This is a genomic window from Cupriavidus sp. 86D6 (genome assembly GCF_057815095.1).
The window spans coordinates 376,091-402,060 of record NZ_JBYPSB010000002.1 but is presented as its reverse complement, the minus strand read 5'-3'; the positions used below and the strand labels follow the sequence as shown (position 1 = coordinate 402,060).

At 67.6% G+C, this 25,970-nt stretch carries 21 protein-coding genes; 9 read left to right on the top strand and 12 right to left on the bottom strand.

The features are described from left to right. Nucleotides 1-51 precede the first annotated feature (51 nt). Nucleotides 52-222, top strand: coding sequence for a hypothetical protein (locus tag AC3G88_RS06870; protein WP_194946480.1), 171 nt, complete (start codon nucleotides 52-54; stop codon nucleotides 220-222). A gap of 49 nt (nucleotides 223-271) precedes the next feature. On the opposite strand, the gene AC3G88_RS06865 is transcribed toward AC3G88_RS06870, so the two are convergent. From AC3G88_RS06865 to AC3G88_RS06855, 3 genes are all read right to left on the bottom strand, one after another. After that, nucleotides 272-706 (bottom strand): hypothetical protein, encoded by a 435-nt coding sequence (locus AC3G88_RS06865; protein WP_488771081.1) that lies wholly within the window; start codon nucleotides 704-706, stop codon nucleotides 272-274. 61 nt (nucleotides 707-767) lie between these two features. Next, nucleotides 768-1,403 (bottom strand): outer membrane lipoprotein chaperone LolA, encoded by a 636-nt coding sequence (gene lolA, locus AC3G88_RS06860; RefSeq protein WP_488771080.1) that lies wholly within the window; start codon nucleotides 1,401-1,403, stop codon nucleotides 768-770. A gap of 128 nt (nucleotides 1,404-1,531) precedes the next feature. Next, nucleotides 1,532-3,865, bottom strand: coding sequence for a DNA translocase FtsK (locus tag AC3G88_RS06855; RefSeq protein ID WP_488771079.1), 2,334 nt, complete (start codon nucleotides 3,863-3,865; stop codon nucleotides 1,532-1,534). 181 nt (nucleotides 3,866-4,046) lie between these two features. On the opposite strand from AC3G88_RS06855, the gene trxB reads away from it, so the two are divergent. The 3 genes from trxB (at nucleotide 4,047) to AC3G88_RS06840 (ending at nucleotide 6,437) form a co-directional block, all read left to right on the top strand. Then, the gene (gene trxB / locus AC3G88_RS06850) at nucleotides 4,047-5,000 is read left to right on the top strand and encodes a thioredoxin-disulfide reductase (protein WP_488893250.1); all 954 of its coding nucleotides are present in this window, start codon (nucleotides 4,047-4,049) and stop codon (nucleotides 4,998-5,000) included. Nucleotides 5,001-5,115: 115 nt separating this feature from the next. Then, nucleotides 5,116-5,781 (top strand): Smr/MutS family protein, encoded by a 666-nt coding sequence (locus AC3G88_RS06845; RefSeq protein ID WP_400393241.1) that lies wholly within the window; start codon nucleotides 5,116-5,118, stop codon nucleotides 5,779-5,781. A gap of 8 nt (nucleotides 5,782-5,789) precedes the next feature. Next, nucleotides 5,790-6,437 (top strand): trimeric intracellular cation channel family protein, encoded by a 648-nt coding sequence (locus AC3G88_RS06840; RefSeq protein WP_153946764.1) that lies wholly within the window; start codon nucleotides 5,790-5,792, stop codon nucleotides 6,435-6,437. 60 nt (nucleotides 6,438-6,497) lie between these two features. Here the strand turns inward: AC3G88_RS06840 and glnK are convergent, their stop codons facing one another. Together glnK and AC3G88_RS06830 are read right to left on the bottom strand one after the other, a co-directional pair. After that, nucleotides 6,498-6,836 carry a P-II family nitrogen regulator gene (gene glnK, locus AC3G88_RS06835; RefSeq protein ID WP_006162803.1) on the bottom strand — a complete coding sequence of 113 codons (339 nt, stop codon included), beginning with the start codon at nucleotides 6,834-6,836 and terminating at the stop codon, nucleotides 6,498-6,500. Between the two features lie 116 nt (nucleotides 6,837-6,952). Next, nucleotides 6,953-9,043 carry an NAD(+) synthase gene (locus tag AC3G88_RS06830; RefSeq protein WP_488771077.1) on the bottom strand — a complete coding sequence of 697 codons (2,091 nt, stop codon included), beginning with the start codon at nucleotides 9,041-9,043 and terminating at the stop codon, nucleotides 6,953-6,955. Between the two features lie 165 nt (nucleotides 9,044-9,208). Here AC3G88_RS06830 and AC3G88_RS06825 point away from each other — a divergent pair, with 165 nt between their 5' ends. Continuing rightward, nucleotides 9,209-10,408, top strand: a complete 1,200-nt coding sequence (locus AC3G88_RS06825; protein WP_488771076.1) for a GNAT family N-acetyltransferase — start codon at nucleotides 9,209-9,211, stop codon at nucleotides 10,406-10,408. 24 nt (nucleotides 10,409-10,432) lie between these two features. Here AC3G88_RS06825 and AC3G88_RS06820 read toward each other — a convergent pair whose 3' ends face one another. Together AC3G88_RS06820 and ppa are read right to left on the bottom strand one after the other, a co-directional pair. Continuing rightward, nucleotides 10,433-11,008, bottom strand: coding sequence for a cytochrome b (locus AC3G88_RS06820; RefSeq protein WP_488771074.1), 576 nt, complete (start codon nucleotides 11,006-11,008; stop codon nucleotides 10,433-10,435). Between the two features lie 137 nt (nucleotides 11,009-11,145). Next, nucleotides 11,146-11,673 carry an inorganic diphosphatase gene (gene ppa, locus AC3G88_RS06815; protein ID WP_066739261.1) on the bottom strand — a complete coding sequence of 176 codons (528 nt, stop codon included), beginning with the start codon at nucleotides 11,671-11,673 and terminating at the stop codon, nucleotides 11,146-11,148. A gap of 184 nt (nucleotides 11,674-11,857) precedes the next feature. On the opposite strand from ppa, the gene AC3G88_RS06810 reads away from it, so the two are divergent. The 4 genes from AC3G88_RS06810 to AC3G88_RS06795 all read left to right on the top strand — a co-directional run bounded on the left by AC3G88_RS06810 (nucleotide 11,858) and on the right by AC3G88_RS06795 (nucleotide 15,732). Next, on the top strand, nucleotides 11,858-13,294 hold the full coding sequence (locus AC3G88_RS06810; protein WP_153946760.1) for an aldehyde dehydrogenase family protein: 1,437 nt from the start codon (nucleotides 11,858-11,860) through the stop codon (nucleotides 13,292-13,294). Then, on the top strand, nucleotides 13,287-13,526 hold the full coding sequence (locus tag AC3G88_RS06805; protein WP_153946759.1) for a hypothetical protein: 240 nt from the start codon (nucleotides 13,287-13,289) through the stop codon (nucleotides 13,524-13,526). Before AC3G88_RS06810 ends, AC3G88_RS06805 begins: the two co-directional genes overlap by 8 nt. A 75-nt stretch (nucleotides 13,527-13,601) precedes the next feature. After that, nucleotides 13,602-14,363, top strand: a complete 762-nt coding sequence (locus AC3G88_RS06800) for an SDR family oxidoreductase (protein ID WP_400394205.1) — start codon at nucleotides 13,602-13,604, stop codon at nucleotides 14,361-14,363. Between the two features lie 55 nt (nucleotides 14,364-14,418). Beyond that, nucleotides 14,419-15,732: an MFS transporter gene (locus AC3G88_RS06795; RefSeq protein ID WP_488893249.1), complete on the top strand. Its 1,314-nt coding sequence runs from the start codon at nucleotides 14,419-14,421 to the stop codon at nucleotides 15,730-15,732. A 58-nt stretch (nucleotides 15,733-15,790) separates the two neighbouring features. On the opposite strand, the gene AC3G88_RS06790 is transcribed toward AC3G88_RS06795, so the two are convergent. The 5 genes from AC3G88_RS06790 to AC3G88_RS06770 form a co-directional block, all read right to left on the bottom strand. Then, nucleotides 15,791-21,841 carry an Hpt domain-containing protein gene (locus AC3G88_RS06790; protein ID WP_488893248.1) on the bottom strand — a complete coding sequence of 2,017 codons (6,051 nt, stop codon included), beginning with the start codon at nucleotides 21,839-21,841 and terminating at the stop codon, nucleotides 15,791-15,793. Nucleotides 21,842-21,879: 38 nt separating this feature from the next. Continuing rightward, nucleotides 21,880-24,075, bottom strand: coding sequence for a methyl-accepting chemotaxis protein (locus AC3G88_RS06785; RefSeq protein ID WP_488771071.1), 2,196 nt, complete (start codon nucleotides 24,073-24,075; stop codon nucleotides 21,880-21,882). A gap of 55 nt (nucleotides 24,076-24,130) precedes the next feature. Next, nucleotides 24,131-24,682, bottom strand: coding sequence for a chemotaxis protein CheW (locus AC3G88_RS06780; protein ID WP_488771070.1), 552 nt, complete (start codon nucleotides 24,680-24,682; stop codon nucleotides 24,131-24,133). Between the two features lie 119 nt (nucleotides 24,683-24,801). Continuing rightward, the gene (locus AC3G88_RS06775; RefSeq protein WP_092594954.1) at nucleotides 24,802-25,170 is read right to left on the bottom strand and encodes a response regulator; all 369 of its coding nucleotides are present in this window, start codon (nucleotides 25,168-25,170) and stop codon (nucleotides 24,802-24,804) included. A 33-nt stretch (nucleotides 25,171-25,203) separates the two neighbouring features. Further along, nucleotides 25,204-25,698 (bottom strand): response regulator, encoded by a 495-nt coding sequence (locus AC3G88_RS06770; protein ID WP_153946821.1) that lies wholly within the window; start codon nucleotides 25,696-25,698, stop codon nucleotides 25,204-25,206. Nucleotides 25,699-25,970: the final 272 nt, after the last annotated feature.

Below are 25,970 nucleotides of genomic sequence, written 5' to 3'. Positions count from 1 at the left end.
GCAGCCGGGGCGACCGCACCGGCCTGACCGGATCAGGAGGACACCACTGCCATGGCCATCACCACCCGCATGCGCAAGAAGAAGCAGTACAAGAAAGCCGTGCTGAAGCTGCGCGCCGCCATCAAGCGCGGCAACGAAGAGGCGATCCGCATCCGGCGCGAACAATTGCAGGCGCTGCCCAAGCCGCGCCAGCGTTACGCCCGCGAGTCATTGTCGGCGTAGGGGCCAGCCTCACGGGCTGACCTGGCGCGTCAGCGGTGCGCGTCGCCCGTCAGCCCTTGGCCCGTTCGGTCAGGGTCTTCATCGCATCCGCGGGCAGCGGCCCGTGGCAGCTGCGCTCGCCATTGGCTTGCCCAACGATCAGCCAGACCTTGTCGGGGGAGCCCGCTGGGTGCAGCACCCATGCCGGGCCGCGCGCCGTGTTGCTGGCGGGCAGGTCTTCCAGCACGCCGTTGTGCGGAGACTGCAGCAGCGTGGCACATTCGCCCTGCCCGATGCGCGTGGCCTTCAGGAAGTCGGCATTGCCCAGCACTTCGGGCAGCGCAGTGTCCGAGCCGCGCAGGAACGCATCGACGTCGAACTTGCTGGCCTGGCTGTGCGCGCAGGCGGACAGGACCAGCGCGGCGGCCAGCGCGCCACCCGGGGCGGCCAGGCGGGATACCGGGCGCAGGCTCGGCAGTCGGGGGAAGGCGGGGGCGTCTTTCATGGCTGTCCTCTGGCGTCTTTCTGGCTCTGTTTCGCGCTGTCTCGCTTCTCGGGTGCGCGCCTTACTGCTTCATCACGTCGGCACCCTTGGGTACCGTGAAGCGGAAGGTATCCGCCGGCAGCGACGGATTCTTCTGGATGGCCGTGAACGTCAGCAACGTGGTATTGCCGAACGCGTCGCGCAGCTCCATCGCCTCGAGGTTGCCGCTCTTGAAGCCAATGCCGATACGCTCGAACTGCGTGTCCTTCGACTTCGGCGTCAATTCCAGCCATTCCACGCCATCGCGCGTGGCGCCGTTCTTCACGTCGAAGTTCTTCGACAGGTCGTTGCTGCCGAACAGGATGGCCGCCGGGCTGGAGCCCAGCGCGTTGTCCAGCTTGCGCTCGGTGACCTGGTTCAGGTCCTTGTCGTAGATATAGAGCGTCTGGCCGTCGGCCTGCAGCAGCTGGTCATAGGGCTTGGTATAGCGCCAGGTGAACTTGCCCGGGCGCGAGAAAGCGAAGGTGCCGCTCGACGTGCCGGCCACCTTGGCATCGCCCCCCTGCCCCTTGATCTGCTTCTGCGTGAATTCGCCCCGGGCGCTCTTCACACTGGTCACAAAGGTCTGCAGCTGGTCGGTGGCGGCAGCGTGCGCGACCGGCACGGCGGCCAGCAACGCCAACGACGCGCACAGCGGCGCGAGAATGCGATGTCGCATGGATCGTTCCCTTACGATTTGGCTGATGTCCGATTAGAGCACGCCCCGGACTGGCAATTCCGCGACAGGCTGTGACGGGCGTAACGGTATATTACCCGTCACTTCAGTCTGTGCGGAATGCTGCGGCGTCAGTCGTCGGCCGTGGCGCTGCTGCCGGCCGGCACCAGGATGTCGCGGTTGCCGTTGCCCGACATGGCCGAGACCAGACCGGCCTTTTCCATATCTTCCAGCAGCCGTGCGGCGCGGTTGTAGCCGATGCGCAGATGCCGCTGCACCAGCGAAATCGACGCCCGGCGGTTCTTGATCACCACTTCCACGGCCTGGTCATAGAGCGGATCGGCCTCGCCACCGCCTGCGCCGCCGATGCCGGCGCCACCGCCCAGGCTGTCGCCCGCGCCATCGCCATCGACCAGCCCGCCTTCGAGGATGCCTTCGATATAGTTGGCCTCGCCGCCCTCCTTGAGCTTCTCGACCACGCGGTGGACTTCATCGTCGGACACGAACGCGCCGTGCACCCGCACGGGCATGCCAGTGCCGGGCGCCAAATAGAGCATGTCGCCCATGCCCAGCAGCGCCTCGGCGCCCTGCTGGTCCAGGATCGTGCGGGAATCGATCTTGCTGCTGACCTGGAACGCGATACGCGTCGGCACATTGGCCTTGATCAGGCCGGTAATCACGTCCACCGACGGCCGCTGCGTCGCCAGCACCAGGTGCAGGCCGGCGGCACGGGCCTTTTGCGCGATGCGGGCGATCAGCTCCTCGACCTTCTTGCCCACCACCATCATCAGGTCGGCCAGTTCGTCGATCACAATGACGATCGTCGGCAGCTTGTCCAGCGGCTCCGGGGCGTCCGGCGTCAGGCTGAACGGGTTCGGAATCTTCTCTTCCTTTGCCGCGGCCTCGTCGATCTTCTTGTTGTAGCCGGCCAGGTTGCGCACCCCCAGCTTGCTCATGAGCTTGTAGCGGCGCTCCATCTCGCCCACCGCCCAGTTCAGCGCGTTGCCGGCCTGGCGCATGTCGGTCACCACCGGGCACAACAGGTGCGGAATGCCCTCGTAGACGCTCATTTCGAGCATCTTCGGGTCGATCAGGATCAGGCGCACCTGGTCGGCGCGGGCCTTGTAAAGCAGCGACAGGATCATCGCGTTGATGCCCACCGACTTGCCCGAGCCCGTGGTACCGGCCACCATGCAGTGCGGCATCTTGGCCAGGTCGGCCACCATCGGCTTGCCGGCAATGTCCTTGCCCAGCGCCATGGTCAGACTCGACACGCTCTCGTTGTAGACCTGCGAGCCCAGGATTTCCGCCAGGCGCACGGTCTGGCGCTTCGGATTCGGCAGTTCCAGGCCCATGTAGTTCTTGCCCGGGATCGTCTCGACCACGCGGATCGACACCAGCGACAGGCTGCGCGCCAGGTCGCGCGCCAGATTCACCACCTGGCTGCCCTTCACGCCCGTAGCCGGCTCGATCTCGTAGCGCGTGATCACGGGGCCCGGATAGGCGGCCACGACCTTGACCTCGACGCCAAAGTCCTTGAGCTTCTTCTCGATCAGGCGCGACGTGTATTCCAGCGTCTCGGCGCTCACCGTTTCCTGCTGGGTCGGCACGGCGTCCAGCAGCGACAGCGGCGGCAGGTCCGTATCCTGGATATCGGCAAACAGCGGCTGCTGTTTCTCGCGCTCCACGCGCTCGTGCTTGGGCACGGCCTGCTGGCGCACGATCTGCACCGGCGCAGCTTCTTCGTGCTTCACGCGCTGCACTTCAACAGTTTCGGTACGTTCCACCTTGGCGGCCGCGCCGATGATGCGGTCCTGCTTCTTCTCGCGGCGGGCCTTGAAGCCCATGAACAGCGTCTCGACAAAGCCGCCCACGTGCTCGGCCACCGACAGCCACGAGAAATGGAAGAACAACGACAGGCCGATGGCAAACATCAGCAGCAGCAGCAGCGTGGCGCCCGAGAAACCCAGCGCCAGCTGCAGCCAGCCGCCGAGCAGGTCGCCCAGTACGCCACCGGGGGCGCGCGGCAGGGCCGAGCGCAGCGGGTACATGCGGATGGCTTCCAGGCCCATGCTGGACACCAGCGTCAGCGCAAACCCGATCCAGCTGACGGCGGTGCTGTGCTGGGGTTCTGGCATGCGCTCGGGCAGTTCGGCGGTCAGCACGCGCCAGCCGCGCCAGCAGCGGCGCATCAGCAGCACGCTCCACCAGTAGGCCGAAAAGCCGAAGATGAAGAAGAGGATATCGGCCACCCAGGCGCCCACGCGGCCGCCAAGGTTGCGGATATCGGACACCTGGCTGGCATGCGACCAGCCGGGGTCCGCCTTGCTGTAGCTGGCCAGCACGCACAGGAAGCCGAGCGTCACGGCAAGCAGCAGGAACCAGCGCACCTCGCCAAGCAGCTTGCCGATGCGCGATGGAAGTGCCGACGGGTCGGTCCGGGTAGTCGTGGTAGCGCGAGCCATGCGTCAGGGTCTGTTCGATCGTGCGAAGTGGACGATGGCGGCCATTTTAACCTCGCCCGCCCCTATCGCCTTCATTGGAATTTGCAACAGTCGGCAAACGCCGCGCCACATATAATGGCGGTTTCGAGTGACACCGGGGCGAATGCCGCACCGGCTCACTTGCTGTCTACAGGAACGCATCATGTCCGCAAAACACGCAAAAGTGCTGATTCTCGGGTCCGGCCCGGCCGGCTACACCGCCGCCGTCTACGCGGCCCGCGCCAACCTGAACCCGGTGCTGATCACCGGCCTGGCCCAGGGCGGCCAGCTGATGACCACGACCGACGTGGAAAACTGGCCCGCTGACGCTAACGGCGTCCAGGGCCCGGACTTGATGCAGCGATTCCTGGCGCATGCCGAGCGTTTCAACACCGAAATCATTTTCGATCACATTCATACGGCCAACCTGACCGAGAAGCCGATCCGGCTGATCGGCGACGCCGGCGAGTACACCTGCGACGCACTGATCATCGCCACCGGCGCCTCGGCACAGTACCTGGGCCTGCCGTCGGAAGAAAGCTTCATGGGCCGCGGCGTGTCCGCCTGCGCCACCTGCGACGGTTTCTTCTACAAGAACCAGGAAGTGGCCGTGATCGGCGGCGGCAATACGGCCGTGGAAGAGGCGCTGTACCTGTCGCATATCGCCAGCAAGGTTACCGTGATCCACCGCCGCGACAAGTTCCGCGCCGAGCCGATCCTGGTGGACCGCCTGCTCCAGCGCGTCAAGGAAGGCCGCGTGGAACTGCGCTACGACCATACGCTCGACGAAGTGCTGGGCGACCAGTCCGGCGTGACCGGCCTGCGTATCCGCAGCACCAAGGACACCACGAAGACCGAGGATCTCAAGCTTTCGGGCGTGTTCGTGGCCATCGGCCACAAGCCGAACACCGACCTGTTCGTGGGCCAGCTGGAAATGAAAAACGGCTACATCGTGACCAAGAGCGGCCTGTCGGGCGATGCCACGGCCACCAGCATCCCGGGCGTGTTCGCCGCCGGTGACGTGCAGGATCACGTCTATCGCCAGGCCATCACCAGCGCCGGCACGGGCTGCATGGCCGCGCTGGACGCCCAGCGTTATGTGGAAGCACTGAAGTAACTTCCCGCCGGTCGGCCGCTGGTCGGCCCCGGCGCGACGCCTACGGGGACGCCCGCCTTGCAGCGGCCGTCCCCGATTTCCTTATAATCGGTGCCGAGATTCCAGAGATTCTGCTATGTCGCAAGGCGCCAAAACCCCACCCAAGCGATTCGGCCTGCACGACCTGGCCGTGGTGCGTGACGGCCTCAAGGCCGATGCCGAGCGCCGCGAGGCCGAACGCAAGGCTGCCGAGGCCGCTGCGCGGCGGGCCGAGGAAGAGGCCAATGTCTTCCGGTCCAGTATCGGCTCGGTCAGCTCCCTGCGCGACCGCAATCGCGTGCAGCATGCCGCCAAGGCGCCTGCCCCCATTCCGGTACAGACCCAGCTCAATGACAAGGCGGTGCTGGCAGCGTCGCTGTCGGACGAGTTCGACGTCGAGAACCTGCTCGATATCGACGAAACCATGTCGTTCCGCCGGCCCGGCATCGGCGAGGATGTGATCAAAAAGCTGCGCCGTGGCGAGTGGGTGCCGCAGGACAAGGTGGACCTGCACGGCCTGCGCAGCGACGAAGCCCGCGAGGCGCTGGCCAGTTTCCTGCGCCGCTCGGTACGCAACGGCGTGCGTTGCGTACGGGTGATCCACGGCAAGGGCATCGGCTCGCCGGACAAGCTGCCCGTGCTCAAGGGCAAGGTCCGCAGCTGGCTGGTGCAGAAGGAAGAAGTGATCGCTTTCGTCCAGGCCCGCGAGTCGCAAGGCGGCGCGGGCGCCCTGATGGTCCTGCTGCGCCAGCCCAAAGCCTGACGCCCCCTATGCACCTTCACCTGCCGTTCGATCTGCTGATGGGGCGGCTGCCCCTGATCCTCCATGTCATGGAGATCACCGGGGTACTGGCGTTCGCCGTGTCGGGCGTGGTCGATGCCCGCAAGCAAAGGCTGGACGCTGTGGGCACGTTCATCGTGGCCTTCGCCACCGCCTTTGGCGGCGGCACCGTGCGCGACGTGCTGCTGGACCGGCGGCCGTTCTACTGGGTCGAGCACGAATACTACGTGCTGCTGATCTTTGCGATGTCGATTGGCGCGGCGATGGTGTTCCGGGTGGTCAGCACCGTGGCGTCCGACCGCGCGATGCTGGTGGCCGATGCCATCGGCCTGGGGCTGTTCTCGGTCACGGGCACGTCGCTGGCGCTGGTGGCGCAGATGACCCCGACCGTGGCCGTGATGATGGGCATCATCTCCGCCGTGTTTGGCGGCGTGCTGCGCGACGTGCTGTGCAACGAAGTGCCGATGATCCTGCGCGACCGCTCGCCCTATGCCAGCTGTTCGTTCGTGGGCTGCTGGGTCTACGTGGGGCTGACGTGGCTGCGCGCCGACCAGGAGGTGGCGCTGCTGTCCGGAGCGCTGGTGACGATGGGAATGCGGCTGCTGTCGGTCCAGTTCGGATGGAAGCTGCCGAGTTAGCCGCGCACAGGCATAAAAAAACCGGCCCATAAGCCGGTTTCTCTTCAAACGTGGTGTCGCTCAGACCGCCGCTTCGTCCTGTTCGCCGGTACGAATGCGGATCACGCGTTCGATTTCGGTCACGAAGATCTTGCCGTCGCCAATCTTGCCCGTGTGGGCGGCCTTGACGATGGCATCGAGCACGGTGTCCAGCTGGTTCTCAGCCACCACCACTTCGATCTTGATCTTCGGCAGGAAGTCGACCACATACTCGGCGCCGCGGTACAGCTCGGTATGACCTTTCTGGCGGCCAAACCCCTTTACCTCGGTCACCGTCAGACCGGTCACGCCCACGTCGGCCAGTGCTTCGCGCACTTCGTCAAGCTTGAACGGTTTGATGATGGCGGTAATCTGCTTCATGGCTGGCCTCTGTCTCTAAAGGTGTCGGAAGATGTCAGATTCTAGCCCGAAACACCACACGCCGATTGCGAGAAGTCCCACATTGCCCGCAATCGGCGTGCCAGACGCCAGGACAATTAGTCCGCCTGATCCGGAATCCGGGCCAGATCCCGGACCCACACGACCGACTCGCCGTCGCTGGGCGCCCGCCAGTCGCCGCGCGGCGACAGCGATCCGCCCGACCCCACCTTGGGCGCGTTCGGGATGCACGACCGCTTGAACTGGCTGGTCCGGAAGAACCGGTCGACGAAAATCCCGAGGATGCGCTTGATTTCCGGCAGTTGATAGCTGTTACGGGCGACATGCGGCCCGTTCGGCCACGTGCCGCGCGCCACGTCGCCCCACGCGTGCAGCGCCAGGAATGCGACCTTGGACGGCGCATAGCCATAGCGCAGCGTGTAGTACAGGTTGAAATCCTGCAGTTCGTACGGCCCGATGATCTGCTCGGTCTTCTGCCCAGGCGCCTCGTCCTGCCCGTTGGCGGCGGGGGCGCCCGGCACCAGTTCGGGGCTGATATCGGTGTCCAGCACCGCCAGCAGCACGTCCTCGCCGCCCTTGCCGATCTGGCTGGTCTCGGCCACCCAGCGCACCAGGTGGCTGATCAGCGTCTTGGGCACGCTGGCGTTGACGTTGTAGTGCGACATGTGGTCGCCCACGCCATAGGTGCACCAGCCCAGCGCCAGTTCGCTGAGATCGCCGGTGCCGATCACGATCGCGCCGTTATGGTTGGCCAGCCGGAACAGGTGGTTGGTGCGCTCGCCGGCCTGCACGTTCTCGAACGTGACGTCATAGACCGGCTCGCCCCGAGCATAGGGGTGATCCAGATCCTTCAGCATGGCCAGGCAGCTTGGCCGGATGTCGATCTCGCGCGCCGTGCAGCCCACGGCCTGCATCAGTTCGCGCGCCTGCTTCAGCGTGCGGTCGCTGGTGGCGAACCCAGGCATCGTATAGGCCAGGATATTGGCGCGCGGCAGGCCAAGGCGGTCCATCGCCTTGGCGCAGACCAGCAGCGCATGCGTGGAATCGAGCCCGCCCGACACGCCTATCACCACTTTCTGGATGCGGCTTGACGACAGCCGTTGCACCAGCGCCTGCACCTGGATGTTGTAGACCTCCATGCAACGTTCGTCGCGGCGGCGCGGGTCGGCCGGCACATAGGGGAACCGCTCGACCTTGCGCTCCAGCGGCAGCGCCTGCGCGGTCGGCAGTGCCACCTGGAAAGCCACCACGTCGAACTTCTCGACCTCTTCCTTGTGCCGGCGCACCGACTGGCCGAACGACGTCTGGTGCATGCGCTCGCGCGACAGGCGCTCCAGGTCGATATCGGCGAACAGCAGGTGCGAGGTGTCGGCAAAACGCTCCGATTCGCCCAGCAGCTCGCCGTTTTCGTAGATCAGCGCCTGGCCGTCCCAGGCCAGGTCGGTGGTCGACTCGCCCTTGCCGGCCGACGTGTAGAGGTAGGCCGCCAGGCAGCGCGCCGACTGCTGCGACACCAGCTGATGGCGGTAGCCCGACTTGCCGACCACGATATTCGACGCCGACAGGTTCACCAGCACCGTGGCGCCGGCCAGCGCCGCAAACGACGACGGCGGGATCGGCACCCAGACGTCCTCGCAGATTTCGGCATGGAAGCGGAAGAACGGGATATTCTCGATCTCGAACAACAGGTTCGCCCCGAACGGCACTTCGGCGCCCAGCAGCGACACCGTGTCGACGGCCGCACAGTCGGCACTGCTGAACTGGCGCGCCTCGTAGAATTCCCAGTAGTTCGGCAGGTAGGTCTTCGGCACCACGCCCTGCACCACGCCGTTGGCCACCACCACGGCGCAATTGAACAGCTGGTGCTCCACCAGCACCGGCATGCCGACGATCATGGCGGCGCCGATGCCGGCCGAGGCTTCGACGATGGCCTGCAGCGCCAGCTCGCATTCGCGCAGCAGCGCGCGCTGGTGGAACAGGTCGTCACAGGTATAGGCCGGCAGGCCCAGTTCGGGAAACGCCACCAGCACGGCGCCGCCGTCGGCGGCCTGGCGCGCCAGGGCAAGGGTCTGTTCGGCGTTGTAGGCGGGATCGGCCACGCGGCACTCGGGCACGCCAACGGCCACGCGCGCAAAGCCGTGGGAATAGAGGTTGAAGAAGGGGTGCGTGGGGTGCGTGGGGTGCGTCATGTCTGGACCCGTACCGGGAAGGCACGTCGGGGGAGTGGACATCGGAAAACGGATATGCGCATTCTACGACGCCCTGCGCCAGGCCGGCGTCAGCGTCACGCTGACGACGCCTGCAGCACAATTTCAATTCCGGTAGACTCGCCCGGCACCTATGCCCACCCGTCCATGAGTGATTCGCGCCCCAACTACCGCACGGAAATCGTGCTGGACCTTGCCGAAATCGATGCCGCCGCCTGGGACGCGCTGCTGGCCGCACAGACCGAACCCACGCCGTTCCTGCGCCACGCCTTCCTGCACGCCCTGCACGCCAGCGGCAGCGCCACCGACGCCACCGGCTGGTCGCCCCGCTTCCTGACGCTCTGGGTGCCCGACGGCAACGGCCCGGGGCGCGACCGCCTGGCGGCGGCCATGCCGCTCTATGCCAAGTCCCACTCGTATGGCGAATACGTCTTCGACTGGGCCTGGGCCGACGCCTATCGCCAGCACGGGCTCGACTACTACCCGAAGTGGCTGGCGGCGGTGCCGTTCACGCCGGTGCGCGGCGCCCGGCTGCTGGCCGAGGACGACCTGGCGCGCACGGTGCTGCTGCGGTTCGCGCTGGCGCTGGCCGAGGAAAGCCAGCTGTCGTCGCTGCACATCCTGTTTCCGTCCGACCACGAGGCCGACCTGATGCAGGAGGCCGGCATGATGATGCGCCACGGCGTGCAGTTCCACTGGACCAACCCGGGCTACGCGGACTTCGACGCCTTTCTGGCCACGCTGTCGCAGAAGAAGCGCAAGAACATCCGCGCCGAGCGGCGGCGCGTCGCCGAGGCCGGCATCACGTTCCGCCAGTTGCGCGGTGCGGCGATCGACGACGCGGCCTGGAAGTTCTTCAACGGCTGCTACCGGCAGACGTACCGCGAGCACCATTCCACACCCTACCTGAACCTGGATTTCTTCCGGCGCATTGGCGAGGCGATGCCGGAGAACCTGCTGCTCGTCATCGCCACGCGCAACGGCGCCGATATCGCCAGCGCCCTGCTGGTCTACGATGCCGATCCGGCGGTCAGCACACTGTATGGCCGCTACTGGGGGGCGCTGGAACACCACCCCTGCCTGCATTTCGAGACAGCCTACTACCAGCCGCTGGAGTTCTGCATCGCCGAGGGCATCGGCACGTTCGAAGGCGGGGCGCAGGGCGAGCACAAGATGGCGCGCGGCTTCCTGCCCGTGGCCACCCGTTCGGCGCACTGGCTGGCCCATCCGTCCTTTGCCGACGCCGTGGAACGCTTCCTGGAGCGCGAGCGCCAGGGCATGGATGCCTACCTGGACGAGCTGAACGACCGCAATCCGTTTGCGCGGCCGGCGGGCGGCGGCGACTGAGGCACACCGGGCCCGCCTGCCAGCCTATCGGCGCGGCAGCATCCGCCGCATCGTGTTGTCGCCGAGCATGTAGTGGTGGAACAGCGCGGCCATCGCGTGCAGGCCGATCACCAGATAGAAGGCGTTGCCTATCGTCTCGTGGATCTCGCCCAGCCAGTCCTTGCGCGCGGCGTCGGGCGCGATCAGCGGCGGCAAGCCGATGTCCGTGCCCGGCAGCATCAATTCGCGTCCGGCCGCGTTCATCATCAGGATGCCCAGGATGGGCTGCGCCACCAGGAACAGGTACAGCAGGCCGTGCACGGCCGCCCCGGCCAGCTGGCCCAGGCGCGGATACGCTTCGGGCGCCGGGGCACCGCGCACCGCACGCCAGAGCAGGCGTGGCACGATCAACGCCAGCACCAGCGCGCCCGACCACTTGTGGACTTCCATGGCCACCATGCGCGCGGCGGTGCCCTTGTCGGTAAAGCCGCGCAGTTCGATCGCGGCGTACGCCACGGCCACCAGCACGAACATCAGCCAGTGGAACGCGATGGCCACCGCGTCATAGCGGGCGAATGTGGCCGCGTCGGGCGCGGTCGCGGTGCCTTGTTGGACAGGCATCGGTACTCCATTTGGTTGTGGGGATCGGCCGGAAGCTTAGGGCCTGGTCCGGTGCCTCGCCTTGCCGCCGATCATCGCCCCAACAAAAAACCCCGCCGTGAAGCGGGGTTTTCCTCGGACCATCGGCAGCGACGCGATTACTTCTTGAAGTTCGCCACGCCGTCGGTGATTTCCTTGTGGGCTTCCTCGATGCCGGCCCAGCCTTCGACCTTGACCCACTTGCCTGCTTCGAGTGCCTTGTAGTTCTCAAAGAAGTGCTTGATCTGGTCGAGCGTATTTTGCGCCACATCCGACAGGCCCTTGATGTGGGCGGTGGCAGGGCTCAGCTTGTCCACCGGCACGGCCACCAGCTTGGCGTCCACGCCCGACTCGTCGGTCATCTTCAGCATGCCCAGGGCGCGGCAGCGCACGACGGCACCGGCCAGGATCGGGAACGGGGTCAGCACCAGCACATCCACCGGGTCGCCGTCGCCCGACAGCGTCTGCGGGATGAAGCCGTAGTTGGCCGGGTAGCGCATGCCCGTGCCGATGAAGCGGTCCACGAACAGCAGGCCGGTTTCCTTGTCGGCCTCGTACTTCACCGGATCGCTTTGCGCGGAGATCTCGATGATGACGTTGAAATCGTTGGGAAGGTCCTTGCCCGGGGAGACGAGGTTGAAGCTCATGCGAGTTCTCCGAATACCTGTGGAATGGGATGGGCGGCATTATAGCGGGTCGGCCCTGACCGCAGCCTGACACCCGCCGCCACGCCGTGTGGCGCTTGATGCCTTGCACGCCCGGCGCGGTGCGCGATAATGCGGCATTCCCGATTTCAGCATTTGCTCCATAACCGGAGCCGTGGAGACCTGCATGCATGCCCAGCATTTCGTCGCCAATCGCCTGATCGCCCCCGATTCCGGCCTGCGCATCAAGGTGTTCGACCCCTCCAACGGCGAGCCGTTCGCCGAGATCGCCCGCGGCAACGCCACCGATATCAGCGTGGCCGTCCGCGCCGCCCGCCAGGCTTTCGAAGGCCAGTGGGGCGCGATGAACCCGGCAGACCGCGTGCGCCTGCTGAACCGCGTGGCGCTCAAGCTGATCGAGCACGAGGACGAACTGGCCGCGCTGGAAGCGCGCGACACCGGCAAGCCGCTGCGCCAGGCCCGCGCCGACGCCCGCGCCGTGGCCCGCTATTTCGAGTTCTACGCGGGCGCGGCCGACAAGCTGCACGGCGAGACCATTCCCTACACCACCGGCTACACGGTACTCACCGTGCGTGAACCCCATGGCGTGACCGGCCACATCGTCCCCTGGAACTACCCGCTGCAGATCTTCGGCCGCAGCGTGGGCGCGGCGCTGGCCACCGGCAACGCCTGCGTGGTGAAGCCCGCCGAGGACGCCTGCCTGTCGATCCTGCGCGTGGCCGAACTGGCTGCCGAAGCCGGGCTGCCCGAGGGCGCGCTGAACATCGTCACCGGCTACGGCCACGAGGCGGGCGCGGCGCTGGCCCGCCATCCGGGGATCAACCATATTTCGTTCACGGGGTCGCCGGACACCGGCAAGCTCGTGTCGCAACTGGCCGCCGAGAACCATGTGCCGGTGACGCTGGAACTGGGCGGCAAGTCGCCGCAGGTGGTGTTTGCCGATGCCGACCTCGACGCGCTGCTGCCCGTGGTGGTCAACGGCATCGTGCAGAATGCCGGCCAGACCTGCTCGGCCGGCAGCCGCCTGCTGGTGGAGCGGCCCGTCTACGAGGCCCTGCTCGACCGGCTGTCGGGCGTGTTCGAGTCGCTGCGTGTCGGCCCGTCGGCGCTGGATCTGGAATGCGGCCCGCTGATCAGCCGCAAGCAGCAGCAGCGCGTGTGGGATTTCGTATCCGATGCCCAGCACGACGGCATTGCCGTGATGGCCCAGGGCCAGATCGTGGGCGAGGCGCCGGAGTCCGGCTACTACCAGGTGCCGATGCTGTTCCGCGACGTGCCCGCCACGCACCGGCTGGCCCAGGAAGAAGTGTTCGGGCCGCTGCTGGCCGCCATGCCGTTCGATACCGAGGACGAGGCCATCCGCCTGGCCAACGGCACCGCGTATGGCCTGGTGGCCGGGGTCTGGACGCGCGACGGCGGCCGCCAGATGCGGCTGGCGCGCAAGCTGCGGGCCGGCCAGGTCTTCATCAACAACTATGGCGCCGGCGGCGGCGTCGAGCTGCCGTTCGGCGGCACAGGCCAGTCGGGCTATGGCCGCGAGAAGGGCTTCGAGGCCCTGTACGGATTCACCACTCTGAAAACCATCGCCATTCAACATGGGTAGCATCAACTTTCTATCGGTCGCCTTCGCCATCTTCTTTTTCTGGATGGCGTGGCATGTGCGAAACAAGCGCGCCACCAATCCGTCCGGCATGCCCCGCCTGCAGGTGTTCAAGCGCAAGTGGGGCGACACCGTGGGCGACCGCGTCCACTGGTGCATGTACGTGGCCCTGCCCTTCCTGCTCGGCATCATGATGGTAGCCAACGCCCTGCAGAACAAAGGCCCCTTCCACTGATTAAGACAATTCCGATGTTCCGCCCGTAGTGCGGCAACAGACCGCGCCGGGCTTCACCCAACTGGAGACAAGGCAATGACCAGACTGGCTGGCAAGGTAGCGGTAGTGACGGGCGGCGGCTCGGGCTTTGGCGAAGGCATCGCGCAGACATTCGCGCGCGAGGGCGCCAGCGTGATGGTGGCCGACCTGAACCTCGACGCCGCGCATCGCGTGGCGGCGGCCATCCGCGACGCGGGCGGCAAGGCCGACGCGGTGCGCGCCGACGTATCGCGCGGCGACGACGTGGCTGCCATGCGGGATGCCACGCTGGCCGCCTTTGGCGACGTCCACTGTGTGGTCAACAATGCCGGCACCACCCATCGCAACAAGCCGATCCTGGAAGTCACCGAGGAAGAGTTCGACCGTGTCTACGCGGTCAACGTAAAGAGCATCTACTGGTCGGCGCACCATTTCATCCCGCACTTCCGCCAGCGTGGCGGCGGCAACTTCGTCAACGTGGCCTCGACGGCCGGCATCCGGCCGCGCCCCGGCCTGGTCTGGTACAACGGCAGCAAGGGCGCCGTGATCGTGGCCAGCAAGGCCATGGCCGCCGAACTGGGCCCCGACAACATCCGCGTCAACTGCGTGAACCCGGTGATCGGCGCCACGGGCCTGCTGGAGCAGTTCATGGGCGTGCCCGACACCCCCGAGAACCGTGCCCGGTTCCTGGCCACCATCCCCATGGGGCGCATGTCCACGCCGCAGGACGTGGCCAATGCCTGCCTGTACCTGGCGTCGGACGACGCCAGCTTCATCACCGGCACCTGCATCGAGGTGGATGGCGGCCGCTGCGTCTGACCATCCGCGGGCATCCGCAACACAACTAGAACCACATCCCAACGAGGAGACACCGATGACAACCACCGCAGTCAACGCCGGCGCGCGCGACGCCGCCTTCGAGGACGCCACTTACCGCAAGGTGACGTGGCGCCTGGTGCCGTTCCTGCTGCTCTGCTACGTCGTGGCCTACCTGGACCGCGTCAACGTGGGCTTTGCCAAGCTGCAGATGCTCAACGACCTGCAATTCAGCGAAACCATCTACGGGCTCGGCGCCGGCATCTTCTTCATCGGCTATTTCCTGTTCGAAGTGCCGAGCAACGTGATCCTGCACAAGGTGGGCGCACGGCTCTGGATCGCCCGGATCATGATCACGTGGGGCCTGATCTCGGCGGCCATGATGTTCGTCACCACGCCGACGATGTTCTACGTGCTGCGCTTCCTGCTGGGTATCGCCGAAGCCGGCTTCTTCCCGGGCATCATCCTGTACCTGACCTACTGGTATCCGGCCAGCCGGCGCGGGCGCACCACCACGTTCTTCATGACGGCCATCGCGCTGTCGGGGGTGATCGGCGGCCCGCTGTCGGGCTGGATCATGCAGTCGTTCGACGGCCGCAATGGCTGGGCCGGCTGGCAGTGGATGTTCCTGGTCGAAGGCATCCCGTCGATCCTGGTGGGCATCTGCGTGCTGCTGTACCTGGACGACCGCATCGCCCACGCCAGGTGGCTGAGCGACGACGAAAAGGCGCTGCTCCAGCGCAATATCGCGGCCGAAGACCAGCACAAGGAAGATCCGCCCGTCACGCAGGTGCTGTCCAGCCCGCGCGTCTGGCTGATGAGCGCGATCTACTTCAGCTTCGTGATGGGCCTGTACGGCGTGAGCTTCTGGCTGCCGACGATCATCAAGCAGACCGGCGTCAAGGGCGCGCTCGACGTGGGCCTGCTCACCGCCATTCCGTATGGCTGCGCCGTGGTGGGCATGATCCTGTTTGCCTATAGCGCCGACCGCCGCGGCGAGCGCCGCTGGCATATCGCCGTGCCGGCACTGCTCGGCGCGCTCGGTCTGGTGCTGTCGGTGCAGTGGCATGGCGATACGACGATGGCCATGGTGGCGCTGACGCTGGCCACCGTCGGCATCCTGACCACGCTGCCGCTGTTCTGGAGCCTGCCCACGGCCTTCCTGGCCGGCACGGGCGCCGCCGCCGGCATTGCACTGATCAACTCGCTGGGCAACCTGGCGGGCTTTATCAGCCCCTACGCGGTCGGCTGGCTCAAGGACATGACGCACAGCACGGACTCGGGCATGTACCTGCTGGCCGCCTGCATGGTGGTGGGCGCGGCACTGACGCTGTCGGTGCCGGTGCGGATGGTGAATCAGAAGCAGGATTGAGTTTGCACCTCCCCTCTCCCGCCGTGCGGGAGAGGGGCGCCAACACAGGCTGGGCGGCTTACGCCTCGCCCAGCATCTGCGCCACTGACGATGCGGTGGCGGCGGCCTTCTCGCCGATCAGCTGCTGCAGCGTGCGCAGCAGTTCGTCTTCGTTGAACGGCTTGCCCAGGTAGACGTTCACGCCGATCTCGGCCGCATAGCGGCGATGCTTCTCCGCCGTACGCGACGTGATCATGACCAGCGGCATGCGGCTGGTGCGGGCATCGGCCCGCACGTTGCGCGTCAGGTCGAAGCCGTCCATGTTCGGCATCTCGATATCGACCAGCATCGCGTCGGGCATCACTTCCTGCAACTGGCGCAGCGCGTCCACGCCATCGCGTGCCAGCACCACCTGGTAGCCGGCGCGCGTGAGCAGGCGCTGGCTGGCCTTGCGCACGGTCAGCGAATCGTCCACCACCATCACGGTCGGCTGCGTCATCAGCCCCGGCACGGGCACCGCCGCGCCAGCGTCGATGAACTCGGCCACCGCGCCGGTCTGGCCGCCGTGTTGCAGCGCGGCCAGCACCGGCCTGGCCGGCGCCGTGGCGCCGCGCTCGCGCTCCCAACGCTGGGCCAGCACCACCGGGTTGTAGATCAGCACGATCTCGCCATCGCCCAGCGTAGTCGCGCCGGCAATGCCTTCCATCCGGGCCAGATGCGGGCCGATGTGCTTCACCACCACTTCCCGGTTGCCCAGCACGTCGTCCACGTGCACGGCCACGCGCTCGGCACCCGAGCGCACCACCACCACCGGGGAATACTTGCGGCCCGACGCCATGCCGGCGGTTTCCTCCAGCAGCGCGCCAAAGTAGAAGAACGGCACCTCGATGCCGGCGGCGCTGAAGCGCCCGGCGTTGTAGGCCTCCAGCAGCGGCTTCTCGCGCAACTGGTGGACCTGGTCGATCATGCCGCTCGGCATGGCGAACAGGCGTCCGCCCAGCGACACCAGCAGCACCTGCGTGATCGCCGTGGTCAGCGGCAGGTGCACCGTGAAGCTGGTGCCACGGCCGGCTTCGGTCGACAGTGTAATACGGCCGCCCAGTGCCACCGTTTCGGCCCGCACCACGTCCATCCCGACGCCACGGCCAGCCAGTTCGGACACCGCGTCGGCAGTCGAGAAGCCCGGCGCGAAGATCATTTCGGTCAGGCGGGCCTCGCTGGCGTCTTCGTCGGGGGCCATCAGCTGGCGCGCCACGGCACGCTCGCGGATGCGCGACAGGTTCAGGCCGCCGCCGTCGTCAAAGAACGTCAGCACCACCTCGTTGCCTTCCTGCTGCACTTCCAGCGTCAGCGCGCCGGTGGCCGACTTGCCCGCCGCTCGCCGCACGTCGGCCGGCTCGATGCCATGCACCACGGCGTTGCGGATCAGGTGCTCGATCGGCCCGGCCATGCGGTCCAGCACCGAGCGGTCGATTTCCACGGTACCGCCCTTGATCAGCAGGCGCACTTCCTTGCCGGTCTCGGTGGCCGACTGGCGTGCCACGCGGTACAGACGTTCGGCCAGCGCATCGAACTGCACCATGCGCGCCTGCATCAGGCCGCGCTGCAGGCCACGCGTCAGCCGCGCCTGCGCCGCCAGGTCGCCCGACGCGCGGTCGAAGCCGCGCTGCAGGTTCTGCTCCACGGTGGCCACGTCGTTGACCGACTCGGCCATCATCCGCGTCAGCTCCTGGAAGCGCGTGAAGCGGTCGAATTCCAGCGGATCGAATTCCTGGTTGTGCTGCTGGTCGGCGATCCGCGACGCCATCTGCGTTTCGGCCTGGATCTCGATCTCGCGCAGCTGCATGCGCAGACGGGCGACGTTGTCGTTCAGTTCGCCCAGATAGCTGCGCAATGCTTCCAGTTCGCTGTCCAGGCGGGCGCGCGTCGCGCTCACTTCGCCGGCGTCGTTGATCAGCGTGTCCAGCGCGCGGGCCTGCACGCGCACCAGTGCCCGCTGGCGGTCGGCGTCGGTCGGCAAGGCGGCCGGGGTAGCCGGCATCAGCGGCGCCACCGGGGCTACCGCGTGCTGCGGCGCGCCTTGCGTCGCCGCATGGCCCAGGGCCTCCGGCGTCGCCAGCGCGGCGGGGCCGGCGGGCGCGGCGACCAGGCCGTTGACCACGTCGGCATCGTCCACCGGCAGTAGGCGGCCGTTCTGCAGCGCGTCCACGTGCGCCAGGATGCGGTCGTACCACGCGTACAGCTTGCCGAACAGCTCCGGCGACACGCGCTGGCCGCGCACGCTGGCTTCGAGCAGCGTTTCCATTTCGTGGGCCGCCTGGCCCAGCGCCATGGCCCCGGCCATGCGCGCACTGCCCTTCAGCGTGTGCAGGCCGCGCAGGATCAGGCCGCCGTGCTGCGCGTCGTCGGGCGAGGCTTCCCACGTGCGCACCAGCTTGCCGAGATCGGGCAGCGCGCCATGGGCTTCTTCCAGGAAGATCTCGACCAGCGCAGGGTCCAGCGCCGATGCGTCGGTCGAGGTGTCCTCGGGCGGCATACCGGCCATGTCGGGCGCGTCGGGGGAATGCGGCGTGACGTGCGCCACCGCGATCGAATCATGGCGCGGCGCGGTCGGCAGCGAAATCACCACGGCGTCCTGCACCGGGGTGACGGGTGTCAGTACCGGGCCCGCCGGCGCCGACACCGGCGGCAGCGACGTGATCGGCGTCAGCTTCACGGGCGGCAGTTCCGCCTCCCGCGCCTGCACATCGGCGTCGATCTCGGGCAGCGGCGTCGTCGAATTCTGACCAAACAGTTGCGACACCGAGCCTTCCTGCCCGGTGGACTGGGCGGCCGGCAGCGCGGCGCGCGGACGCACCAGCGCGCGCTCGCCGAAATCGTTCAGGTCGCGGCACAGCGAGGCATCGGCATCGGGCCAGATGCCGGCGGCAAACTGATGCAGCATCGCGCGCAGGCGGTCCACGGCCATGTCCAGCAGGCGGAAGTCGGCCGGATGCATGACCACCGGATGGCGGCCCAGCAGCAACAGCAGATGTTCGAGCGCCTCGGCAATCTCGCGTACCGGCTCCAGCCCGACCGTCGATGCGCTGCCCTGCAGCGTGTGCGCCACGCGCATTGCCAGCTCGCTCGGACACGGATGGTTCTCGTGCCGCCACTCGGACAGGTCCGTGGCGAACTGGCGCAGCAGGTCGTCGGCTTCCTGCAGGTAGACGTTGTACAGCGCCAGGCCAATGCGAACCGGACCGATGACCTTGTAGCCCTCGTCCTCGTCGGCCAGCCCGCCGGACAGCCGGAACGGCAGCACGTTGTCGTCGGCCGGCGCGGCCTCGTCGGCGCCGTCCAGCGCGGCCGTCTCCCCGCCGGTTCCGGCGGGCTCGGTCATATCGATGCCATCCGACACGTCCGCAGGCTCGGCGGACGTGAATCGCGTGTCCACCGATGCCGGCGGCGCCGATGCCTGCGCCAGCAGCGCATCGAGTGAATCGATCGAGCCGAACGGGTCGGCCTCGGCCGCGTCCTTTGCCACGCCGCCCGGCTGGCGCAGCGCCTGCGCGGCATCCACCAGCGGATCGATCTCGCGCAGCGTCGAGGGGTCCTCAAGCAGGGCCAGCGCCCATTCGCGCAGCAGGTCGTGCGCCTGTTGCAGCAAGGCGGGTAGTGCGGGCACCGGCTCGCGCGCCTCGGCAATCCACAGGTTCATCACCTGCTCGACGGCCCATGCGGCTTCGCCGTAGCGGTTCAGGCCGACCATGCGGCTCGATCCCTTGAGCGTGTGGAAGGCCCGGCGCAGACGGCTCAGCACGTCGGTATCGCGCAGGGCATCCAGGCCGCCGGCCAGGTCGGTGGCGATATTGCCCAGCACCTCTTCGGCTTCGGACAGGAAGATTTCCAGCAGTTCGGCGTCGATCGCGGCGGCATCGGACGGCATCGACGCGGCGGGCGCGGCCGCCACTGGCGCGACGGCGGCAGGCAACGGATCGGCCAGCGCCACCACCATGCGCTCGGCCGCCGATTCGCTGCCGGCCAGCCAGGCGTGCAGCTGCGTGGTGGCCTCGCTGGCCTGGCGGCGCAGCGCGGCATCGTCGTCGATGGCAGCCTGGTCGGCCACCGCCTGCAGCGCGGCACGCAGCCGCTGGATCTCGGGAGCGTCCGCAGTCGCCGCCACACGGATGGCATCCATCGCGGCACTGCGCGCCGCGCCCAGCGCGCCTTGCGGGGCGGCGTCCTGGCGTTGCGTGTGCAGCGCGAACGGATCGTCGCTGGCGGCATCGTTCTGCTTGCGGCCAAATTCGAGCAGGTCGGCAAACGCATGGACCGCGCCCAGTTCGGCAGCGATATCCGACAGCTGCCCGATACGCGCGGCGTGGTCGGTAGTCTCACGCAGCACGCCAAGGCGCTGCAGCACCGAGCGCACCGACGCCAGCGCGGCTTCGGTCTCGACGTCGATGCCCTCGGGCAGCGCGGCGCTGCCGTGGATGCGTTCGACCGAGGCCAGCAGCGCGCCAAAGGCTTGTGCGGCATCGTCCAGGGCATTGCCCGCATCGGCCCGTGCCGCATTGCGGTCATAGGTATCGAGCCACGATTCGCCGCTGTCCAGCTGGGCACGCACCTGCGCCACGGCTTCGGTGCGCTGCGCCTGGGCGCCGGCGGACTGCACCAGTTCGGCCAGCCAGGCGGGCGCTTCCGCCTCGGCGTCGGCCAGGCAGGCGGCCAGCGCCTCGCAGCGCGCGGCGAACTCGGCCGCCGATGCGTGGCCGGACTTGCCGTGGACGCGCCACGGCATGGCCAGCGCGCGCGACAGGAACAGCGCCACGCCGCCACGGCCCAGCGCATCGCCCGTCGGCCGCTGGCCCGCGTACGCGGCGGCGGCGGTCAGGCATTGCTGCAGCGCCGGCTGCGCCAGCGGCATGGCGGCCTCGGCCAGCGATGCCAGCGCAAGCTCCCAGTCCGACTGGTCGTCGGCAGCGGCCCGCTCGATGGCGGTGGCGGCATGCTGCAGGTTGCGGGTATCGATCGGATCGAGCCAGCCGTAGTAGCGTTGCCGGTAATCGGCCCGTGCCACCACGTGCGCCGGGTCTACCCGGTACGCCTGCAGGCTGCGCGCGATATCGACGCGCAGTACCTGCACGGCGGCCTGCACCACGGGCGGCGTGGTGTCCTCGGGGCCGTCGGGGGTCAGGCCGGTGCTGACCAGCAGGAAGACGGCGTCGTTGAGCAGCGCCTGCGGCACACGCACCTGGCCCTGCAGGTACTGGCGCACCAGCAGGTGGGTGCGGGCGGCAAAACGCTTGGCCAGCAGATCGGACGGCAGCAGGCCGTGGGCCAGCGCACGGAACACCAGGGCCAGCGTGTGCCAGATGCCGCGGTCGGGCGTGTCGGTGGTGCGGCGCGCGTCCTGCTCGTGGTTGCGCACATCGTCGAGCACCGACTGCAGCGGCAGCCAGGCCTCGCGCAGCAGCGACGTTTCGGTGCACGGCGTGGGCAGGCGCAGCGCCTTCAGCAACGCGGCCTCGAAACGCTGGCGCGCGCGCGTCACGGCGGACGCCGAGCGCGTGGGCAGCAAGATGCCGGGCAGCATCTGCAGCTCGTCCAGCCACAGGTCGGCCGGATGCACGCGCTCTTCCTTCATCAGCGAGAGCGCGGCGGCATAGGGCTGGAACAGGCGCAGCGGGTCTTCCGCGTCGCCCGTCATCAGGTCGTCGACGTATTCGGCCAGGGCCTGCACGCCGGTGCGGAATACCGCCAGCATGGCGGCGTCGGCGGCCACGGTGCCGGCATCGACGGCTTCCAGCAGGCGGCGCAGCGCCTGGCAATAGGCATCCACCCCGCGCAGGCCGACGATATGCACGGCGCCGGCGGCCTGGTGCAGGTGCTGGCCGGCCAGGCGCAGCGACGTGGTGTCGCGGGCGCCCAGTGCTTCCGGCGTTTGCCGGATCTCGTCGACATAGTGGCCCAGCTCGCTGGCGGCGTCGTCCAGCGCGGTGCGCAGGCTTGGCGCGAGCCAGGCCAGCACCGACAAGTCGCGCTGGGGGGCAGCCGGCACCCCGGCTGCGGCCGTATCCGGCGTGGCATGCGGTTGCGACGCGGCCATGGGGGCCTCGTCGCTGGTAAGGATGGAATTCAGGGACATGACCAGTTCCGGTGCGGCCGTCAACGTACGGGCGGGCGTCAGGCGATCTTGAATCGCGACACCGAGTTACGCAGTTCTTCGGTCAGCGCGGTCAGCTGGCGCACCGACGTGGCGGTGTGGCGCGTGCCGGCCGTCGTCTGGGCGGTCACCTGCAGGATGCCTTCGATGTGATGGGCCACGTTGGTGGCCAGGCTCGCCTCGTGCGACGTGGTCTGCGCGATCTGTTCGATCAGCTCGGCCAGCTGGCGAGACACGCGTCCGATCTCCACCAGTGCGGCGCCGGCGTTGTCCGACAGCCGCGCCCCTTCCACCACGCCCGCCGTGCTCTGCTCCATGGCGTGCACGGCGTCCTGCGTGTCGGTCTGGATCGTGCGGATCAGCGCGCCAATCTGCTTGGTGGCCTCGCCCGAGCGTTCGGCCAGGCGCTGCACTTCTTCCGCCACCACCGAGAAGCCGCGACCCGCTTCGCCTGCCGAAGCCGCCTGGATGGCGGCGTTCAGTGCCAGCACGTTGGTCTGTTCGGTAATGTCCGAGATCAGCTCGACGATTTCGCCGATCTCCTGCGACGATTCGCCCAGGCGCTTGATGCGCTTCGAGGTTTCCTGAATCTGGTCGCGAATGTCGTTCATGCCCGCGATCGCGTTCTGCACCGCCTGCTGGCCCTGTTCGGCCGCCGACAGCGACGCACGCGCCACGTTGGCGGATTCGGCCGCGCCGCGCGATACCTGCGTGATGCGGTCCGCCATCTCCACCACCGACTCGCCGGTCTGGCGGATCTGGCGCGACTGCTCTTCGGTCGTGGCCGCCAGCTGCACCGAGGTGTCCTGCACCTGCGACGAAGCGTGCTGCACCTGCCCGGCGGTCTGCTGCACGCGGCCCACCAGCTCCTTCAGTTCTTCCACCGTGTAGTTCACCGAATCGGCGATGGCGCCGGTGATGTCCTCGGTCACGGTGGCCTGGCGCGTCAGGTCGCCGTCGGCGATGTCCTGCAGCTCGTTCATCAGCTGCAGAATGGCCTTCTGGGTGGCGTCGTTGTTGCGCTTTTCCTCCAGGCGGCGCGCTTCGGCTTCGCGCTCGCGCGCTTCCGCTTCCAGCGCACGCACGCGCGAATCGCGCAGGTACAGCGCCGCCAGCCCGGCCAGGCACAGCAGCGTGGCCACGGCCGACACCACCATCGCGCCAAAAGTCCACGGGCGGAACCGCGCCCCTTCGGCGTACGACGTCTGCAGTTCGGCCAGCTCGGCGCGCAGCGCCTCGTTGTCGTTGAAGATCTGCTGCTGCGCGCGCTTGGCGGCGATCAGGCCCGGCAGGTTCTGCAGGATGGTCTGCGTGGTCTTCTGCACCGCCTCGAACCGCTGCGACAGCTGCTGCAGGTAGTTGCGCGTCTCGGCGTCGGTGGCCGGCGCCAGGCGCAGGGCTTCGGAGCCATTGGTCAGCCCGTCCAGCGTTTCGCGAAAGGTGTTGGTGTCCTTGCCCAGCAGGAACGCGGTTTCGGGGTTGACGCCTTCGCCCGAGAGGAACTCGTTCAGGTTTTTACCCAGGCGCTGCGTCAGCATCACCAGCTGCGCGGACGCGGCCACCTCGCGGGTGTTCGATCCGGCCTGCAGCTTGATGGCGGCCACCTGTTCGGCCGCTTCGAGCAGTTCGGGGTTCGACGCGTTGAAGATCTGCAGCGTCTGGCCGATCGTGGTCAGGATGGGCTGCTGGGCCAGCACGTCGGCCGCGCTCTTTTCCGATCGCTTCCACGATCCGAACGCCTTTTCGAGCAGCGGCTCGGCCGGGCCCGACGTGGCACGCACGTGCTTTTCGTCGCTGCCGTTCTGCAGCGCCAGCAAGTCGGCGGTCAGCTGTTCCTTGGACTGGCGCAGCTGCGTGAACGCCTGTGCGTTGCCGAGCAGCGCCACCGGCACCGCTTTACCCAGACGCTGCGAGTGCATCAGCATGTTACCGGCGATCTCGATCTGCGCCGCGCCGTTGTTGGCCTGGCGGTTATCAAGATAGACCGATGCCAGCAGCGCCAGCAGCGACGCCACCACGCCGCCGGTCAGCAACCGTTGCTGGGAAGAGAACGGCATGCGCGTCAGCCAGCCCGACATCCTCTCCACCGGCGTCTGGCCCGCGCCACCCTTGCCCGCGCCGGCCTTGGCGAATACCGATGCGCGCGGCGCCGCCGCGTCGGCAGCGGCACCGGCGGTAGCGGTGCGACGGCCCAGGCTGATCTTCTTGATTCCCATGGCAACCCTCTGTTCGTTCGTTTTCTGTTTGGTTCTTGTGCCCGGACGTCAGGCCTCAGGCCGCATCGCGGCCGGCCTGCAGGAAGGCGGGCGCATCCAGCAACTGGCGGATGTCCAGCACCTGCCAGTCGCGCCCGTCCCGGTCCGCGAAGGCGGCACCGCGCCAGGCTTCGGGTTCGGCGCCACCGGCCGGCGTCAGGTCCACGGCGTGCCGCAGCCCCACCACGCGCGTGGCGATGATGCCGCAGGCACGTTCGACATGGCGCGACAGCACCACGATCTTGCTGCCCGGCTGCAGCGGGGTCGGACCGTCGCCGCAGAACATGCCGAAATCGATCACGCCCAGCAGGTTGCCCCGCGCGTTGACCAGGCCGCGATACCACGGCTGCGTCAGCGGCACGGGCGCCGGCGCGCGCATTTCCAGCACCTCGCCGGTGTCCATCAGCGGCAGCAGCCAGTTGCGCTGGCCCACCAGCACGCCCAGGTAGCTGTCGACGGCGGGCAGGTTGCGCGCCTCGCGCAGGCGCCGTGCCAGCATGGCCTGATAGTCATGCAGGCGGGTCTGGCGAGTCTGGCGGGTTCGGATGTCTTGGCGCGGCGCGTTCATGATCGGATACCGGTGAAACCTGGAAACCAGTGGTGAGACCAGTTGTCATGGCCGTGCGCGGGCACCGCCGGCGTCCCAGGACACCCGCGCCCACTGCGGCCCCTTGGCTGCCGCGGCGCTCAGTGCGCCAGCGCGGCGATCTTCGAAAGCAGTTCCTCGCCGTCCACCGGCTTGACGATGTAGTCGGACGCGCCCTGGCGAATGCCCCAGATGCGGTCCGTCTCCAGGCCCTTGCTGGTGCACATGATCACGGGGATGTCCTTGAAACGGTCGTCGCGCTTGATCGCGCGGGTGGCCTGGTAGCCGTTCTGGCCCGGCATCACCACATCCATCAGGATCAGGTCGAAGGTTTCGGCCTCGAGGCGCGTCATGGCCTGTTCGCTGTTGCCGGCCACCGAGACCTTGAAACCCTTCTTGCCGAGCAGATCGGACATGAACAGGGCTTCGGTGGGCGAATCGTCGACGATAAGGATTTTGCTGATGGTCATTGTTTCATTCCTGGATACTTCGGGCGGCATGCGTCATGCCGCCACGGCCGCACCCTCTTCCGGCACGCAGCCCGCCAGGCAGGTCTGCACCGCCTGTAGCAGGGCTTCGCGGGAAAACGGCTTGGCCAGATGGTTGTGCGCGCCGACGAGCTTGCCGCGCGAGCGGTCGAACACGCCGTCGCGGGACGACAGCATGATCACGGGGATGGCGTGGAAGCGTGGGCTTTTTTTGATCAGGGAGCAGGTCTGGTAGCCATCGAGCCGCGGCATGAGGATGTCGCAGAAGATGACGTCCGGATGGAGGTCGCCCACCTTGGCAAGCGCCTCGAAGCCGTCCTCGGCCAGCATGACCTGGAAGCCTGCCTGCGTCAGAAAGATCTCCGCCGTCCGGCGGATGGTGCTGGAGTCGTCGATCACGAGCACCTTCACAGCGGCCTTGCGCGCTGTGGATGCCTCGCTGGCACCGGCGGTGGCGCCGGCGTTGACCCCATCGACAGACGTGTCTTGTTCTGTTTGAGTGACCCGCATCTTGTTCCCGCGACCCACGTCCTGCGTGACACAACAGGCGTAGGCATTCACTTGAGAACTTCCGCACGGCGCCATGAACGGCTGGCCGGCGGCCCCCGATTTTCCATTTCCCAGTCAAAAAAATACCCGGCAACCCGGCCGGTGGCGGCGCGCTTCTTGTCCGCGCCTGCCCGTTACTGCCATGTTCTTGTGCCGCGGCACCCTGTCTTCAGCCTGCCAGTGGGGCGCGGCCGGACGGATGTTCAGTTTTGCCGCAGAGTGTGACAACTCGT